Here is a 16,766-nt window from a genome sequence, read left to right as displayed (position 1 = left end):
GACAGGCGGTCCGAGGAGAAGAGGGAGCAGACCCATGACGTCCTTGCTGCACGTGGATTCGAGCCCGTCCGAAGAGTCTGTCAGCCGCAGGTTGACAGCGTTGTTCGCCCGGGTCTGGTACGACCTGTACGGCACCGCGGGGTACGTCCGCCGCGACGTGGTGGCCGACCCCGTGCCGCTGGTGGGTCCGGCGTACGTCGCGCTCGGCACCCGGTTGGAGTCGCACGGAGTCATCGCGCGCGCCGACGTGTCCGCCTACGTCGCCGACCAGGGGGAGGAACGCGAGTGGGCGCTGACCCGGCCGCTGGTCGAGGAGGTGCTCGACGCGGACACCATCCTGCTCGGCGTACCCATGCACAACTTCTCCGTACCCGCGGCGCTGAAGGCCTGGATCGACCGGATCACGTTCCCCGGCATGTACGTCGACCCCGACACCGGCGACAGCCTGCTGCGCGGGACGCGGGTGGTGGCGGTGCTGGCGCGGGGAGGCGGGTACGGGCCGGGCACGCCGCGGGCGGCGTACGACTTCCAGGAGCCCTACCTGCGCACGTACTTCGGCGATCTCGGCGTGGCCGAGGAGGACCTGCACGTCGTGTGCGCGGAGTTCACCCGGACCCGCGACATCCCTGCGCTGGCACGGTTCGCCGACCTGACGGACAGTTCCTACGCCGCCGCCGAGGAGGACGTACGCCGGCTCGCCGCCGGGTATCGCCCGGCTGGAGGAGGCGCTACGCTGCGGGCAGCGAGTGACCCCGCGAGGAGCTGAGGAATGCCCGGTCGTTCAAGCGCGCGTTGACGTTCCAGGTCCTGAGTGGCCTGTCATCGCGTGCTGCCCTGGATGTGCGGCACAGCGAGTCCTATCCGCCTGTACCGCCGGCGCGTGCCTGTCGTGCGCCGGGTGGCGGCCTCGTTCTCGGTAACCCGAAGGGGTCCTTGTGTCGTCTACTTCCTCAGCCGTATCCGATTTTGCTCAACCTGTGCCGCCGGGGCGCCGCATCGTCGTGACCGGACAGGCCGGGTCCGGAAAATCCACGCTCTCCCACGCCCTCGCGGCCAGGTCCGGCCTGCCCCTCATTCACCTCGACCTCCAGTTCTGGAAACCCGGCTGGGTCGAACCGTCGGAGGCAGAGTGGCGCGAGAAGCAACGTCGTGTCCTTGCCGGCGACGCGTGGATCGCCGATGGCAACTACACCGAGACGCTCGATCTCCGTCTCGAACGCGCGGACACCGTGGTGGTCCTCGCCACGCCGTGGTGGCGGTGCGCGGGACGAGCGTTCCTGCGTGGGTTCCGGATGCCGGGCCGGCTGCCGGAAGGGTGTGAGTACTCAGCCTGGCAACGGTTGCGCGACGAATGGCGCCTGATCCCGGCCATCTGGCGCGGTCGGCGCACCGAACCCGAAGCCGAGCTGGCGATCATCGCCCGGCACGGGCAACACGTGACCGGAGACGTGCTCAGGTCCAAGCGGGCGATCAGGGAGTTCCTCGACGGATTCGACGCCGGCCACCGCTGACGGCACAGCCCTGCTTCAAAGGGAAGGGAGCAACCACAGATGGACGCGGCAAGGGCTCGGCGTGCGGTGCAAGCAGCGATGTCGACGGCCACATCGCTCGGCCTGACGGTCGACGACGTGGTCGTCCTCAGCGACTCGAACCGGCTCGTCGTCCGGCTGACGCCATGCGACATCGTCGCCCGGGTCACACCCATGACCCATTTCGCCAGCGCAGAGCGAGAGGTCGAACTCGTGAAACAGCTCGCCCGGACCGACAGCGCGGTCGCCGCGCTCGACGCCCGCGTCGAGCCACGCGTCTTCGTGGGTGACGGTTTCAAGATCACCATGTGGACCTACTACGAGCCTGTGCGTTCTCGAGTACTCCCGCCGGCCGACTACGCGCAGGCGCTCGAACGTCTTCATGCCGGCCTGCGGCAACTCGAGGTCACGGCACCGCACTTCACGGATCGCGTCGCGGCTACCCGGCGAGACGTTGCGAGCCGGCACGCCACTCCCGAACTCGCGGATGCGGACCGGGAGCTGCTCGCGAACACACTGCGCGACCTGGGCCGGTCGATCGTGGACCGGCGCGCTCCCGAGCAGCTCCTGCACGGCGAGCCGCACCCGGGGAACGTGCTTGACACGAAGAGCGGGCCACTTTTCGTCGACTTCGAAAACACCGCCGAAGGGCCGGTCGAGTACGACCTCGCGTGGGTGCCCGAGGAGGTCGGCCGGCTCTGTCCACATGCCGACGAGGACCTGGTGGGCGACTGCCGGGGCCTGGTCCTCGCGATCATCGCAACCCACCGGTGGAGCCGCGACGACCAACACCCCAGCGGGAGGCGGTCGGGATTCGCGTTCCTCGACGCTCTGCGGGACGGTCCGCCGTGGCCAGCGCTCGACGATGTCTCCTGGTAGCGGCCCGCCGAACGGATCGCGCTGCACTCGACAGGAAGTCACTCCATGTCAGCACTACGCCAGGTCGTCGCAGGGGTCGTCGGCGTACTGCGCCTGCAGCCGGGCGAGCTCCGCCCGCAGTTCCTCGCGTACGGCGGCGTACGCCGGATCCGCCCACACGTTGTGCAGTTCGGCCGGGTCGCGTTCGAGGTCGAACAGCTCCCACTCCGGCGACATCGTGCGCTCCGACGCGCCGGGCAGGCCGAAGCCGCGGGCGTAGTAGTAGATCAGCTTGTACCGCTGCGTGCGGACGCCGTAGTGCGCCTCGACGTGGTGCGGCTCGTCGTCGTGTTCCCAGTAGCGGTAGTAGATCGAGTCCCGCCAGCCGTCCGGCCGCTCACCGCGCAGGATCGGCCGCAGGCTCTCGCCCTGCATGCGCGGGAGCGGCTCGAGACCGGCGTAGTCGAGGAACGTCTGCGCGAAGTCGATGTTCAGCGCCATCGCGTCCGTCGTCGACCCGGCCGGCACCTCCGGCGGATAGCGCACCAGCAGCGGCATCCGCAGCGACTCGTCGTACATGAAGCGCTTGTCGTACCACCCGTGGTCGCCGAGAAAGAACCCCTGGTCGGAGCTGTACACCACGACCGTGTCGTCGCGCAGACCCTCGTCGTCGAGCACGTCCAGCAGCCGGCCGGTGTTCTCGTCCACCGACACCACGCAGCGCAGGTAGTCCTTGAGGTAGCGCTGGTACGCCCACCGGGTCCGCTCCGGCTCGGTCAGCCCGGGCGGGAACGGCTCCTTCAGGTCACGCTCGTTCAGGTCGCGGCCGATCCGCATCCGCGCCTCGCGGGCCGCGCGCCCATGCCCCGCGTGGTCGTCGAACAACGTGGCCGGCTCGGGCAGGTCCTCGTCGGCGAACAGCTTGGCGTGCGCGGTGTCCGGGTCCCAGCTGCGGTGCGGCGCCTTGTGGTGCAGCAGCAGGCAGAACGGCCGGTCCGGGTCGCGTTCCCGGATCCGTTCGATGGCCAGATCGGTGAGGATCGTGGTGGTGTAGCCGGGCACGGTGCGCCGGCCGTGCTCGGAGATCAGCTCCGGATCCCAGTACGGCCCCTGCCCGTCCAGCACCTCCCAGTGGTCGAAGCCCTGAGGGTCGTGCTCGCCGCCGTGGCCGAGGTGCCACTTGCCGGCCAGCCAGGTCTGGTAGCCGGCGTCGCGCAGCATCGACACGAACGTCGGCTGCGCGGCGTCGAAGTACGTCGTCAGCGTGCGGACGCCGTTGACGTGGCTGTAGGTGCCGGTGAGGATCGACGCCCGGCTCGGCGCGCACAGCGCGTTCGTGCAGTACGTCGCGTCGAACCGCATCCCCTCGTCCGCCAGCCGGTCGAGGTTCGGCGTCTGCAGCAGAGTGTCGTCGTAGGCGGAGATGGCGTGCGCGGCGTGGTCGTCGGTGAGGACCATGACGATGTTGGGGCGGTTCGGCCGTCTGTCAGGGCGCTGGTCGGTCGGCACGCGGTTCCTCCGCTCGCGAACTGTCGGGCGGGCATCGCGGGTCGCCGCTGACCACGCGGCACCGACCTTACGGCCGGTCTCGCGTGGCCCGCGAGGGCGGTGACCCAATCGGACGCCGTCGCGTCCCTACACCTTCCGGGTCTCGACCTTGACCGGCGCGGACGTCTGCACCTCGACCTGGCCGGTGGCGTCCACCGCGACGGCGAGCGAATGCCCGGCGATCCGCAGCCCGCTCACCCTCAGCGGCCACCACTGCGCGAAGTCCGCCGCCGGCGCGACCCGCAACGTCCCGTTGGGTACGTCCGGCTCCAGCCCGAGCGCGGCGGTGAGCATCACCACCGAGGCAGCCGCCGACCACGCCTGCGGCCGGCACGAGGCGGGGTAGGCGAGCACCGGGTCCCCGGCGTGCGCGTCGGTGCCGGCGAAGAGCTCCGGCAGCCGGTACGCGAAGTCCGGCGCGGTCCGCAGCAGCCCGAACGCCAGCGAGGCCGCGACCCGGTGGTGACCGGCCCGGGACAGCCCGAGCAGGCCGATCGCGGTGTCGTGCGGCCAGACCGAGCCGGAGTGGTAGCCGAGCGGGTTGAACCCGGCCGCGTCGGCGCTCATCGTGCGCAGGCCGTAGCCGCTGTCCAGGTCGGACTCGGCCATCCGGGCTGCGACCCGGGAGGACTCCTCCGGGTTGAGCAGGCCGGTGCCGAGCAGGTGGCCGAGGTTGGAGGTGGCGGTGTCGACCGGCCGCTTCGCGCCGTCCAGGGCGATCGCCGGGAAGGAGCCGCGCCGGTCCGACACCCAGAACGTCGTACGGAAGCGTTCGCGCATCGCCTCGGCCCAGTCCCGCAGCCGGTCCGCGCCGGGCCGGCCGAACGCCTCGAGCAGGGCGGCGCCGCCGATGGCCGCCTCGTGGGCGTACGCCTGCGCCTCGCTCAGCGCGATCGACGGGTCGGCGATGGTGCCGTCGGGGAACTGGATGGAGTCGTTGGAGTCCTTCCAGCCCTGGTTGGCCAGGCCGTGCCCGGACTCGTCGATGTACTCCAGGAAGCCGTCACCGTCGGCGTCGGCGTCCCCGGTCAGCCAGCCGAGCGCCGCCTCCAGCGGGTCGAGGAACTCGGCGACCTCCTCGGTCGGCATGCCCCAGCGCCAGGCGTCGTGCAGCAGCGAGATCCACAGCGCGGTGGCGTCGATCGTCCCGAAGTACAGCGGCGGGAGCCCGCCGGGGCCGCCGACGGCGAGGTTGTCCTGGCGTACCTCGTGCAGGATCTTGCCCGGCGCCTCGGCGGTGTCCGGGTCGGTCCGGGTGCCCTGCCGGCGGGCGAGGGTACGCAGCGTGCCGCGGGCGAGGTCGGTGCCGAGCGGCAGGGTGAGCCGGGCCGCCCACAGCGAGTCCCGGCCGAACAACGTGAAGAACCACGGGCTGCCGGCGGCGAGGAACACGTCGTCCGGCGCCATCGGGTCGGCCAGCGCGAGCGCGGCCAGGTCCTCGACACTGCGGTCGACCAGGCGCACCAGGTCGGCCGGGCCGGAGACGTCGACCTCGGACCAGCCGGGTCCGCCGGCCGCGGGCAGGAACGCGCTGGTGGCGGTCACGGCGGCGGTGCCGGTTCCGGCGGTCGCCGCCTCCTCGACGGTGAGCCGCAGCGTGGTCGACCAGCGGGACCGCGCGGGCAGCCGGACCCGCCAGGCGAACACCGCGTGGCCCTCGGCGTCGGTCTCGTACGCGACCGGCGTCAGCTCGTCCGTTCCGGTCTGGGAGTCGGCTTGCCCGCCGTCCGCGGCCACCAGGGTCACCCGCACGTCCCCGCCGTCCCAGGCGCAGGTGCCCGAACCCGCCACCGCCAGCGGCGCCAGGCCCGGCCGGCCGCCGCGCCGCACGTCGTCCATGGCGGCGAGGTCGGACCCGGCCCGCACCCGTACGACGCACTCCACCGCGGTCCGGGCCGCGTTGACCAGCGTCAGGTTCTCCTCGATGCCGTCGGGGTGCGCCCGGCGTTCGCGCTCCACCCGGACCGTCGAGTCGGCCCCGGGGTCGCCCAGGTCGCGGGCCACGCTCACGAACTGCGCCGTGGCCGCGTCCTGCAGCGCGTGCCCGACCGGCGTCGGCTCGACGCCGTTGACGTCGACCAGCAGGGTGGACAGGGCGCGCCGGTCGTGCAGCAGGACGCCCTGGACGCCGCCGGGCCGGATCTGCCCGTCCGGGTCGGACAACGCGACTGCGGGGGCGTGCACGCAGCTGACCAGCTCGTGCAGGAACGGTTGCGGCATCGGCGTCTCCTCACCACGGGGGCGGTCCGTCCGGCGGTCCGGTCCCGACCCCGATCCCGTCCTGATCCCGATCGTTCCGCATTGTTATCGATCTGATCTTGGACGGGGACTGGCGCCCGAACCGGTTGGCGCAGGATTGTGTCCTACGTTCGGTCCGCCAGTGTGGCCGGTCCGACCGTTCGGCTCGTCGGCGGGACCGGCTCCGGCCTCGTGGGCGCGCCGGGCGTACTGACTGAACGCCGCGTCGGGCGGGTAGCGTCTCCAGACAACACCGCGACGAACACCGCTCCAAAAATCCGCCGTCCCCGGAGCGTGGGTGAGGACGTGATGACAGACGCCGTGCGGTACGACCGGGACGCCGGCGGTGTCGTCACGCTGACGTTCGACCAGCCGGGCCAGTCGGCGAACGTCATGAACGCCGACTACATGACGGCGATGGGCGTGGCGGTGGACCGGCTCGAACGCGACCGCGACGCGGGCGAGCTGCGCGGGGTGGTCCTGACCTCCGCCAAGCCGACCTTCTTCGCCGGCGGCGACCTGGAGATGCTGCGGGACGTCGACCGCGGCGATCTCGCGGAGTTCCGCGGCTTCCTGACCAACGTCAAGACGCAGTTGCGCCGGCTCGAACGCCTCGGCCGCCCCGTGGTCGCCGCGATCAACGGGTCCGCGCTCGGCGGCGGCCTGGAGATCGCGCTGGCCTGCCACCACCGGGTCGCGCTGGACGACCCGGCCGTCCGGGTCGGCTTTCCCGAGGTGACGCTGGGGCTGTTGCCCGGAGCCGGCGGCATCGTCCGGTCCGTCCGGCTGCTCGGCCTCACCGCCGCGCTGCCGCTGCTGGTCGAGGGCACCCAGCTCGGCCCGGGCGCGGCCGTCAAGGCGGGGCTGGTCGACGAGCTCGCCGCTACACCGGAGGACCTGCTCACCCGGGCCCGCGCCTGGATCGAGGCCCGGGCCGCCGAGCCCGAGGGGCCGGTCCAGCCCTGGGACCGCAAGGGGTTCCGGGTGCCGGGCCAGCCCGCCGACGCCCAGGGGTACGCCGCGCTGTCGGCCGCTCCGGCGATGCTGACCAGCCGTACGCACGGCGCCTATCCCGCACCCGAACGCATCCTCGCCGCCGCGGTCGAGGGCAGCTTCGTCGACGTCGACACCGCGCTGGAGATCGAGACCCGGTACTTCTGCGACCTGGTGACCGGCCAGGTCGCGAAGAACATGATCGGCACACTGTGGTTCGGCCGGAACGAGGTGGCCCGCGGCGCGTCCAAGCCGCCCGGCTACGAGAAGCGGCCGGTGCGCACGCTCGGCGTGCTGGGCGCGGGGATGATGGGCGCCGGGATCGCCCACGTCAGTGCGTACGCCGGCATCGACGTCGTGCTCGCCGACGTGACCGCCGACCAGGCCCGGGCCGGCCGGGACCGGATCGCCGCGCTGCTGGACGAACGCGTGGCGAAGGGCCGGCTCACGCCCGGCCGCCGGGACGAGGTGCTGTCCCGGATCACCGTCACCGACACCGGGCCCGGCATGGCCGGGCCGTCAGGGCTGGCCGACTGCGACCTGGTGGTGGAGGCGGTGTTCGAGGACCGCGCGGTGAAGAACGCCGTGCACGCAGCCGCCGAACGCGCCGCGCCCCGGGCGTTCCTCGCGTCGAACACCTCGACCCTGCCGATCACCGGCCTGGCCGAGGCGGTCCGGGCACCGGACCGGTTCGTCGGGCTGCACTTCTTCTCACCCGTCCACCGGATGCCGCTGGTGGAGATCATCCGGGGCGTGCAGACCTCGCCGGTGACGCTGGCCGCCGCGTTCGACTTCGTACGCCAGATCGGCAAGCTGCCGATCATCGTCGACGACGGCCGCGGCTTCTTCACCTCCCGGGTGTTCGGCACCTACGTCACCGAGGGCATCGCGATGGTGGTCGAGGGCGTCCCGCCGGCCGTGGTGGAGAACACCGCGAGGACGGCGGGGTTCCCGGTCGGTCCGCTGGCCGTCGCCGACGAGGTGAGCCTCACCCTGCTGGCCCGGGTGCGGGCGCAGGAGGTGGCCGATCTCGCCGCGGAGGGGCGCACGCCCGCACCGCATCCGGCGTACGACGTGATCGACGCGATGGTGGGTGAGCTGAACCGGCCCGGCAAGGGTGGCGGCGCCGGTTTCTACGACTACGGGGGAGACGAGGGGAAGAGGCTGTGGCCGGAGCTGGCGGAGCGGTTCGCCACCGGCCCGGGCGAGGTGCCGGTCGGTGACGTCGCCGACCGGTTGCTGTTCGTCCAGGCGCTGGAGGCGTTGCGCTGTCTGAACGAGGGGGTCGTGCAGACAGCCCGCGACGCCAACGTCGGGACCGTCTTCGGGATCGGCTTCCCGGCCTGGACCGGCGGTGCCGCGCAGTTCGTCTCGGCGTACGGCGGGCCCGCGGTGTTCACGGCGCGTGCCAAGGAGCTGATGGCGCGTTACGGCGACCGGTTCCAGCCACCCCCCATCAAGTGGTGAGACTTGTTTCCCCCCAATCAAGCCTCTCGCCTGGATAATGTCGCCCCCGGACCTCGGTCCCTGTGAGTACCGGAGGGAAACATGCTGGTTCTCACGCTTGATCAGCGCGGCAGCCGCAACGGCGTCGACAAGATCGACGGTTTGCTCGCCCGGCTGCGCGCGAACCCGGCATCCGCGCGGTTCGTCCGCGACTTCGAACGCACGGCGGGGGACGAGGTGCAGGGGTTGCTCAACCATCCCGACGACGCGGTCGACGTCGTGCTCGACGTCGTCCGGGCCGGCGACTGGTGGGCGGGAGTGGGCGTGGGACCGATCCGCGAACCGATCCCGGCGAGCGTGCGCGCGGCCGCCGGGCCGGCGTTCATCAACGCCCGGGAGGCGGTCGAGCGGGCGAAGAACACCCCGTCCCGGCTGGCCGTGGTCGGGCCTGACCCGCGTACGGCCACCGAGGCGGAGTCCCTGCTCGCGCTCCTGTCGGCGGTGGTGCAGCGCCGCACCGGACCCGGCTGGGAGGTGGTCGACCTGATGAAGCAGGGGCTCCCGCAGAAGGACATCGCCACCGACCTCAAGATCAGCCCGCAGGCGGTGAGCCAGCGGCTGCGCACCGCCCTGTGGCAGGAGGAGCGCGGGGCCCGGCCGCTGGCGGCCAGGCTGCTCACCCAGGCCGACCGGACGGACCGCAGCCCGGCGGCCACCTCCGGTCGCGACTGAAAAGTACGTACGAGCACCAGGAAAGGCCACCGGGCACCTGTCACAGTACGCAGAGCGGCTGTCAGAGTACGGAGAGCACCTGCTGACGGAGCACCGGCCGACGGAGCACCTGCCGACGGAGCACCTGCCGAACGGGGACGACGGGGAGGGGACGAGGTGAGTTCCGGATGAACGTGTGGGGCGATCTGGCGCTGGTCGTCCTCGCCCTGCTGGCCGTGGTCGCCGTCGGGTCGTGGGTGCCGACGCTCCACGACCGGGTCGAGCAGCTCCCCTGGTGGCTGGTGGCCTTCGTACCCGCTGGCCTGCTCGGGCTGGCCGGACTGTTCGCGAGCGGGGTGGCCGGCGACCCGTCGCACGAGATCCAGGTGCTCGCCGTCGTGCTGAGCGTCGCGGTGGCGATCTCCGGCGGCGAACCCGTGACCCACGCGATCCTGCGCGGCGCCGGCGAGTCCGGGATCCCCGACATCACCCGGCCGGTGGCGCCGGCGCCACCGGCCGGCGAGGGGCCGGACGGGGGGACGCCCGGCGGTCCGGGAACGACTCCGGGAGCCCAGGCGACGCCCGGGCGGCCCGACGGGGGAGCGCTCGCGGGGACCGGCGCCCGCCCGTCCTCGCCCGGCAGCGACCCCCTGTCCGGCGTGGCCGCCGAGCGGGGCCTGTCCGGCAGCGGCGGACTGCCCGCCGGGGTGCCCGGCGCGGCCCGGAGCATCACCGGGACGGAGACGCCGCGCCGGCCCGGCCGGGTGCGCACCGGCCGTCCCGTACTCCGCGGTGGCGCCTGGATCGGCGTGCTCGAGCGGGCCGCGATCGCGAGCTGCCTGCTGGTGGGGTACGGCGAGGGCGTCGCGGTGGTGCTCGCCGTCAAGGGCCTGGGCCGCTACCCCGACCTGCGCGCCTCCGGCGCCGCCGAGCGGTTCATCATCGGCACGTTCGTCAGCCTGTTGTGGGCCGGCGGGGCCGCGGGCATCGGCCTGCTGCTGCGGGGTTCGGTGCGCTGACCCCGTTTACGTCCCCGGCCGGGCACGGCAGGATCGAGACCATGCGGGCCTACGGCTACTTCGACGCCGACCACGACGCCTTCCGGGAGTCTTTTCGTACGTTCTGTGCCCGGGAGGTCGTGCCCCGCCAGCCCGGCTGGGACAAGGCCGGCCTGGTCGACCGGGACGTCTGGCTGGCCGCCGGGCGGCAGGGGTTCCTGGTGCCCGCCGCCGACGAGGCGTACGGCGGGCTCGGCGTCACCGACCTGCGCTACGAGCAGGTGATGGTCGAGGAGCTCGCCGCGGTGCACGAGTCCGGCTTCGGGCTCGGCCTGCACAACGGCGTCGTCGCGCCGTACCTCCTGCACGCCGCCACCCGCAGCCAGAAGCGCAGGTACCTCACCCGCGCGGTCACCGGCGAGACCGTGCTGGCGATCGCGATCACCGAACCTGAGGCCGGCTCGGACGCCGCCGCCCTGCGCACCCGGGCGGTCGAGGACGGCGACCACTGGGTGCTGGACGGCGCCAAGACGTTCATCTCCAACGGCATCACCGCCGACGTCGTTCTCGTCGCCGCCCGCACCGAACCCGACCGCCGGCACGGCATCGGGCTGTTCCTCGTGGAGAGCGGCACGCCCGGCTTCACCCGGGGCCGCAAGCTCGACAAGCTGGGGTTGCGTACGCAGGACACCGCGGAGCTGTTCTTCGACGGCTGCCGCGTCCCGAAGGAGAACGTGCTCGGCCACCCGGGCGAGGGGTTCGTCCAGCTGACCCGGCAGTTCGCCCAGGAACGCCTGGTGGTCGCGATGAGCGCGGTCGCCAGCGCGGAGGTCGCGCTGCGGGACACGATCGCGTACGTGCGCGAACGCCAGGCGTTCGGCCGGCCGCTGTCGGCGTTCCAGGACACGAGGTTCCGGCTCGCCTCGCTGCGGACCGAGGTGGACGTGGCGCAGGCGTACGTCGACCAGTGCGTGCTCGCCGCCAACGCCGGTGCGCTGGACGCGCCGTCGGCCGCGCAGGCGAAGCTGTTCGCGACCGAGATGCTCGGCCGGGTCGTCGACGACTGTGTGCAGATGCACGGCGGCTACGGCTACATGTGGGAGTACCCCATCTGCCGGGCGTACGCCGACGCGCGGGTGCAGCGCATCTACGCCGGCACCTCCGAGATCATGAAGGACATCATCAGCCGCGCCATGCTCGCGGACCCTTCCGGGGAGTAAGACGCCCCACGCGGGAATGATGGGCGGATGAGTGGCCCGCTGACCGGCGTACGTGTCCTGGAGTTCACCAACCTCGCCCCCGTGCCGTTCGCGGCGACGATGCTGGCCGACCTCGGCGCCGAGGTGGTGCGGGTGGACCGGCACGACTCGGTGACCGGCGCCCCGGCGCGGCCGGGCGACCCGCTGGCGCGTGGGCGGCGGTCGATCGCCCTGGACCTCAAGCACCCGGAGGCGATCGCGGTCGCGCTCCGGCTGGCCGAATCCGCCGACGTGCTGATCGAGGGCTTCCGCCCGGGTGTGTGCGAACGCCTCGGCATCGGACCCGAGGAGTGCCTGGCCGTCAACCCGCGGCTGGTCTACGCCCGGATCAGCGGGTGGGGCCAGGACGGACCGGGTGCGAAGGAGGCCGGGCACGACCTGGACTACCTCGCGGTGTCCGGGGTGCTGGCGCCGATCGGCCCGGCCGGCGCGCCGCCCACCCCGCCGCTGAACTACGTCGCGGACTTCGCCGGCGGCGGCATGCTCGCGGTCGTCGGCATCCTCGCCGCGCTGTGGGAACGCGAACGCTCCGGCCACGGCCAGGTCGTGGACGCGGCGATGGTCGAGGGCGCCGCGCTGCTGTCCGCGCAACTGCACGGGCTGCTCGCCGACGGCATGTGGACCGGGCCGCGCGGCGGCAACCTGCTGGACGGCGGCGCGCCGTTCTACCGCTGCTACCCCTGCGCGGACGGCCGGTTCGTCGCGGTGGCCGCGCTGGAGCCGCGCTTCTACGCAGCACTCCTCGCCGGGCTGGGCCTGGTCGACGAGGACCTGCCCGGGCAGTACGACGAGGCGGGCTGGCCGGTGCTGCACGAGACGTTCGCGGCGGTGCTGGCCACCGGCACCCGGGACGACTGGGCCGAACGCTTCGCCGGCACCGACGCCTGCGTGACCCCGGTGCTCGACCCGGCCGAGGCGCCCCGTCATCCGCAGGCGGTGGCCCGGAGATCGTTCGTGGACGTCGGTGGGCAGGTCCAGCCCGCCCCCGCGCCCCGGCTGTCGCGGACGCCGAGCGGGGTGCCGGGTCCGGCACCCGCCCCGGGCGCCCACACCCGGGAGGTGCTGGCCGGTGCGGGGTTCGGCGAGGCGGAGATCGGCGAGTTGGTCCGCTCCGGCGCGGTCGCGGTCGCCCGGTGACTCTGCGCGACCTGCGCGGCCAACCCCGCCGACCGGCCCCTGACCGGCGCGGATAGTCGTACGCCCGACCATCCGTTCGGACGTCCGACAAACTGTGGGAGCCGAACGACTTCGGTTGCGGCTAACCGTCGGATCCGACATGGTGCGGTCTGGCCGGAAGGGCAGATCCTGGACGGACAACCCAGGCGGGCACGCTTGGGACGACCTGACGCAGCCAGGGTTCGGGTGCGTCGAGCGGGCGCTGTCGGTACGTTAGGTGGCACGGCTGTGCGATCGGTCACAGCCGTGCGTGTCGGACGTTGGTCGCGCCCACCGGTGGCGACGAGTCCGACACGGCTTGAGCTCCGGCCCGGTGGCGGCGACCCCGCCCACCGATGGACTGAAGGAGTGCACGGTGACTGAAGGCACGTTCGGGGCCCCGGCGGGTGAGCCCGACCTCGTGCAGCTGCTCACGCCCGAGGGCGAGCGCTGCGAGCATCCCGACTACGCGTTCGATCTGGACGACGAGGCGGTCAGGGGCTTCTACCGTGACATGGTGCTCACCCGGCGCATCGACGCCGAGGCGATCGCCCTCCAGCGGCAGGGCGAGCTCGGCATCTGGGCGTCGCTGCTCGGCCAGGAGGCCGCGCAGATCGGCTCCGGCCGCGCGGTCCGGCAGCAGGACTTCATCTTCCCGACCTACCGCGAGCACGGCGTCGCGTGGTGTCGCGGCATCGACCCGCTGGCGCTGATCAGCCTCTTCCGCGGCGTCGACAACGGCGGCTGGGACCCGGCCGAGGTCAACTTCCACCTCTACACGATCGTCATCGGCGCGCAGACGCTGCACGCGACCGGTTACGCGATGGGCATGCAGCGCGACGGCTGCGTCGGCACCGGCGACCCCGAGCGGGACGCCGCGGTGCTCGCCTACTTCGGTGACGGGGCCAGCGCCCAGGGCGACGTGAACGAGTCGTTCATCTGGTCCGCGGTGTTCAACACCCCGACCGTCTACTTCCTGCAGAACAACCAGTGGGCCATCTCCGCCCCGCAGGAGAAGCAGTCCCGGATCCCGCTCTACCGCCGGGCCGCGGGCTTCGGCTTCCCCGGCGTACGCGTCGACGGCAACGACGTCCTCGCCTGCTACGCCGTCACCAAGGCGGCGCTGCAGCAGGCCCGCGACGGCGGCGGCCCGACGCTGATCGAGGCCTTCACCTACCGCATGGGCGCGCACACCACCACCGACGACCCGACGCGGTACCGCCTGCAGGACGAGCTGGAGCACTGGAAACTCAAGGACCCGCTGGCCCGGGTCAAGGCGTACCTCACCCGCAACGCCCTGATCGACGACGCGTTCCTCGCCGACCTGGACACCGAGGCCGACGACCTCGCCGCCCACGTCCGCGCCGGCACGCTCTCCATGCCCGAACCCGACCTCGCGGCGACGTTCGACCGGGTGTACGCAGAGATGACCCCCGAGCTACGCGCCCAGCAGGAGTGGTTCCGCGAGTACCACGCGTCCTTCCATCCTTCTGGCGGAGCGGCCGACGGCGGCGCGCCCCACGCGGAGGTGACCCGATGACCGCGCTCACCCTGGCCAAGAGCCTGAACGCCGGCCTGCGCCGCGCCATGGAGGACGACCCGAAGGTCATCATCATGGGCGAGGACATCGGCCGGCTCGGCGGCGTCTTCCGGGTCACCGACGGACTCCAGAAGGACTTCGGCGAGGACCGCGTGATCGACACCCCGCTGGCGGAGTCCGGCATCGTCGGCACCGCCATCGGCCTCGCGCTGCGCGGCTACCGGCCGATCTGCGAGATCCAGTTCGACGGCTTCGTCTACCCGGCGTACGACCAGATCGTCAGCCAGGTCGCCAAGATGCGGGCCCGTTCCCAGGGCCGGCTCCCGATGCCGATCGTGATCCGGATCCCGTTCGGCGGCGGCATCGGCGCGGTCGAGCACCACTCGGAGTCCCCCGAGGCCTACTTCGCCCACACCGCCGGGCTGAAGGTCGTCGCCTGCTCCAATCCCGGCGACGCGTACTGGATGATCCAGCAGTCCGTGGCCAGCGACGACCCGGTGATCTTCCTCGAACCCAAGCGCCGCTACTACGAGAGGGCCGAGGTCGAGACCGAGGCCGGTGAGGCGCCGTACCCGCTGTTCGCGTCCCGGGTCGTGCGCGACGGCACCGACGCGGTGCTGCTGGCGTACGGGCCGATGGTGAAGACCTGCCTGGAAGCCGCGCAGGCCGCCACCGAGGAGGGCCGGAACCTCGCCGTCGTCGACCTGCGCACACTGTCGCCGCTCGACCTGGACCCGGTGTATGAGCTGGTACGCCGGACCGGTCGCGTCGTCACCGTGCACGAGGCGCCGATCACCGGTGGCCTGGGCGCCGAGCTCGCCACCCGGATCACCGAGGAGTGCTTCTACTCCCTGCAGGCACCGGTGCGGCGGGTGGGCGGGTTCGACACGCCGTACCCACCGGCCCGGGCGGAGGAGGACTTCCTGCCCGACCTGGACCGCATCCTCGACGCGGTCGACCGCGTACTCGCCTACTGAGGGCCCGAACGTACGAAGGGAAGGTCCATGACCGAAGCGCGCGAGTTCCGGCTCCCCGACGTGGGCGAGGGTCTGGTCGAGGCCGAGATCGTGTCCTGGCGGGTCAAGCCGGGTGACGAGGTGAAGGTCAACGACGTCGTGGTCGAGATCGAGACCGCGAAGTCGCTGGTCGAGCTCCCGTGCCCGTACGCCGGGACGATCGCCGAACTGCTGGTGCCCGAGGGCCAGGTCGTTCCGGTCGGTACGCCGATCATCCGGGTGGCCGCGCCCGGTGCGGCGGTCGCTCCGGGATCGGCGGCCGCAGGCGCTCCGGCCGCCGAGGCGGCTCCGGCAGCCTCCGCTCCCCAAGCGGCCGAGGCGGCCGTCGCCGGCTCGTTCGACGTCGCCGCCGGGACCCCGGGCGCGACCACCGAGAAGGCCGCGGCCGCCGACGAGCAGAAGACCAGCATGCTCGTCGGGTACGGCCCGCGGACGACCTCCGCCCGTCGCCGCCCGCGTACCACCACGGCGGCTCCCGCTCCGGCGGCCTCTGCTCCCGCTGCTCCCGCCGTTCCCGCGGCCCCTCCCGTACCCGCGACTCCCGCGCCGGCCCCCGCCCCCGCAGCTCCCACCAGCCCCGGTGTGCTCGCCAAGCCGCCGGTCCGCAAGCTCGCCAAGGATCTCGGCGTCGACCTGAACCAGGTGCCGCGCACCGGGCCGAACGGCACCGTCACCCGGGCCGACGTGGAGGCCTTCGCCGCCGGCACGACAGCCGCCGCCCCGGCCGACGTCACCCCGGCCGAGCCCGTCCAGGCCGCCGTGTCCGCGGGCGCCGGCGATACCCGGATCCCGGTCCGCGGCGTACGCAGGGCCACCGCGCAGGCGGTCACCCAGAGCGCGTTCACCGCCCCGCACGTGACCGAGTGGGTCAGCGTGGACGCCACCGCGACGATGGAGCTGCTGGACCGGCTGCGCGCCCGCCGCGACTTCGCCGACGTCCGGCTGTCCCCGCTGGTCGTGGTCGCCAAGGCCTGCCTGCTCGCGCTGCGGCGTACCCCCGAACTCAACGCGACCTGGGACGAGCCGGCCGGTGAGATCGTCCTCAAGCACCACGTCAACCTCGGCATCGCCGCGGCCACGCCGCGCGGGCTGATGGTGCCGCACGTCAAGAACGCCGACCGGATGCCGCTGGTCGACCTGGCCCGGTCGCTGACCGAGCTGACCCAGACCGCCCGGGCCGGTAAGACGCAGCCCGCGGACATGCTGGGTACGACGTTCACGATCACCAACGTCGGCGTGTTCGGCGTCGACGGCGGCACGCCGATCCTGAACCCCGGCGAGTCCGGGATCCTCGCCGTCGGAGCGATCCGCAAGCAGCCGTGGGTCGTCGACGACGAGGTGGTCCCGCGCTGGGTGGCGACGTTGTCGCTGTCGTTCGACCACCGCATCGTCGACGGCGAACAGGGCTCGCGCTTCCTGATGGACGTCGCGAGCGTGCTGGAGGACCCCGCCTCCGCCCTGCTGCTCGCCTGAGC

13 protein-coding genes are annotated in these 16,766 nt (G+C 72.6%); 11 read left to right on the top strand and 2 right to left on the bottom strand.

What is annotated here, in order from left to right; translation table 11 throughout:
- Positions 1-34 precede the first annotated feature (34 nt).
- From FHR37_RS26075 to FHR37_RS26065, 3 genes are all read left to right on the top strand, one after another.
- Positions 35-766, top strand: coding sequence for an FMN-dependent NADH-azoreductase (locus FHR37_RS26075; RefSeq protein WP_092889928.1), 732 nt, complete (start codon positions 35-37; stop codon positions 764-766).
- 235 nt (positions 767-1,001) lie between these two features.
- The gene (locus tag FHR37_RS26070; protein ID WP_139239228.1) at positions 1,002-1,511 is read left to right on the top strand and encodes a P-loop NTPase family protein; all 510 of its coding nucleotides are present in this window, start codon (positions 1,002-1,004) and stop codon (positions 1,509-1,511) included.
- A 78-nt stretch (positions 1,512-1,589) separates the two neighbouring features.
- Complete coding sequence (locus tag FHR37_RS26065; protein WP_237769119.1) at positions 1,590-2,408, top strand: aminoglycoside phosphotransferase family protein; 819 nt, start codon at positions 1,590-1,592, stop codon at positions 2,406-2,408.
- A 54-nt stretch (positions 2,409-2,462) separates the two neighbouring features.
- Here the strand turns inward: FHR37_RS26065 and FHR37_RS26060 are convergent, their stop codons facing one another.
- Both FHR37_RS26060 and FHR37_RS26055 read right to left on the bottom strand, forming a co-directional pair.
- On the bottom strand, positions 2,463-3,896 hold the full coding sequence (locus FHR37_RS26060) for a sulfatase family protein (protein ID WP_237769118.1): 1,434 nt from the start codon (positions 3,894-3,896) through the stop codon (positions 2,463-2,465).
- Between the two features lie 126 nt (positions 3,897-4,022).
- A complete protein-coding gene (locus tag FHR37_RS26055) occupies positions 4,023-6,155 on the bottom strand; it encodes an amylo-alpha-1,6-glucosidase (RefSeq protein ID WP_092889919.1) in 2,133 nt (710 codons plus the stop codon).
- 327 nt (positions 6,156-6,482) lie between these two features.
- Here FHR37_RS26055 and FHR37_RS26050 point away from each other — a divergent pair, with 327 nt between their 5' ends.
- From FHR37_RS26050 to FHR37_RS26015, 8 genes are all read left to right on the top strand, one after another.
- On the top strand, positions 6,483-8,633 hold the full coding sequence (locus tag FHR37_RS26050) for a 3-hydroxyacyl-CoA dehydrogenase NAD-binding domain-containing protein (protein ID WP_092889943.1): 2,151 nt from the start codon (positions 6,483-6,485) through the stop codon (positions 8,631-8,633).
- Between the two features lie 81 nt (positions 8,634-8,714).
- Positions 8,715-9,344 carry a hypothetical protein gene (locus FHR37_RS26045; RefSeq protein WP_092889915.1) on the top strand — a complete coding sequence of 210 codons (630 nt, stop codon included), beginning with the start codon at positions 8,715-8,717 and terminating at the stop codon, positions 9,342-9,344.
- Positions 9,345-9,511: 167 nt separating this feature from the next.
- Positions 9,512-10,342 carry a hypothetical protein gene (locus tag FHR37_RS31055; RefSeq protein WP_202818399.1) on the top strand — a complete coding sequence of 277 codons (831 nt, stop codon included), beginning with the start codon at positions 9,512-9,514 and terminating at the stop codon, positions 10,340-10,342.
- A 41-nt stretch (positions 10,343-10,383) separates the two neighbouring features.
- On the top strand, positions 10,384-11,541 hold the full coding sequence (locus FHR37_RS26035; RefSeq protein WP_092889912.1) for an acyl-CoA dehydrogenase family protein: 1,158 nt from the start codon (positions 10,384-10,386) through the stop codon (positions 11,539-11,541).
- A 27-nt stretch (positions 11,542-11,568) separates the two neighbouring features.
- Positions 11,569-12,717 carry a CaiB/BaiF CoA transferase family protein gene (locus FHR37_RS26030; RefSeq protein WP_092889909.1) on the top strand — a complete coding sequence of 383 codons (1,149 nt, stop codon included), beginning with the start codon at positions 11,569-11,571 and terminating at the stop codon, positions 12,715-12,717.
- A gap of 394 nt (positions 12,718-13,111) precedes the next feature.
- Entirely contained in the window at positions 13,112-14,275 is a 1,164-nt protein-coding gene (gene pdhA, locus FHR37_RS26025) for a pyruvate dehydrogenase (acetyl-transferring) E1 component subunit alpha (RefSeq protein WP_237769117.1), read from the top strand.
- Positions 14,272-15,252 carry an alpha-ketoacid dehydrogenase subunit beta gene (locus FHR37_RS26020; protein WP_092889903.1) on the top strand — a complete coding sequence of 327 codons (981 nt, stop codon included), beginning with the start codon at positions 14,272-14,274 and terminating at the stop codon, positions 15,250-15,252. Before pdhA ends, FHR37_RS26020 begins: the two co-directional genes overlap by 4 nt.
- Positions 15,253-15,279: 27 nt before the next feature.
- Positions 15,280-16,764 (top strand): dihydrolipoamide acetyltransferase family protein, encoded by a 1,485-nt coding sequence (locus tag FHR37_RS26015; RefSeq protein WP_092889900.1) that lies wholly within the window; start codon positions 15,280-15,282, stop codon positions 16,762-16,764.
- Positions 16,765-16,766 lie beyond the last annotated feature (2 nt).

The organism is Actinopolymorpha cephalotaxi (assembly GCF_013408535.1).
GTDB classification, from domain to species: Bacteria; Actinomycetota; Actinomycetes; order Propionibacteriales; family Actinopolymorphaceae; genus Actinopolymorpha; species Actinopolymorpha cephalotaxi.
Note: the sequence above shows the minus strand (reverse complement) of the source record. Positions and strands in the feature narration are given on the sequence as shown.

Coding starts and splice junctions, on each gene's coding strand:
- FHR37_RS31055 (WP_202818399.1), top strand. CDS start 9,512: ATGAACGTGTGGGGCGATCTGGCGCTGGTCGTCCTCGCCCTGCTGGCC.
- FHR37_RS26065 (WP_237769119.1), top strand. CDS start 1,590: ATGTCGACGGCCACATCGCTCGGCCTGACGGTCGACGACGTGGTCGTC.
- FHR37_RS26055 (WP_092889919.1), bottom strand. CDS start 6,155: ATGCCGCAACCGTTCCTGCACGAGCTGGTCAGCTGCGTGCACGCCCCC.
- FHR37_RS26075 (WP_092889928.1), top strand. CDS start 35: ATGACGTCCTTGCTGCACGTGGATTCGAGCCCGTCCGAAGAGTCTGTC.
- FHR37_RS26050 (WP_092889943.1), top strand. CDS start 6,483: ATGACAGACGCCGTGCGGTACGACCGGGACGCCGGCGGTGTCGTCACG.
- FHR37_RS26045 (WP_092889915.1), top strand. CDS start 8,715: ATGCTGGTTCTCACGCTTGATCAGCGCGGCAGCCGCAACGGCGTCGAC.
- FHR37_RS26035 (WP_092889912.1), top strand. CDS start 10,384: ATGCGGGCCTACGGCTACTTCGACGCCGACCACGACGCCTTCCGGGAG.
- FHR37_RS26015 (WP_092889900.1), top strand. CDS start 15,280: ATGACCGAAGCGCGCGAGTTCCGGCTCCCCGACGTGGGCGAGGGTCTG.
- FHR37_RS26020 (WP_092889903.1), top strand. CDS start 14,272: ATGACCGCGCTCACCCTGGCCAAGAGCCTGAACGCCGGCCTGCGCCGC.
- FHR37_RS26030 (WP_092889909.1), top strand. CDS start 11,569: ATGAGTGGCCCGCTGACCGGCGTACGTGTCCTGGAGTTCACCAACCTC.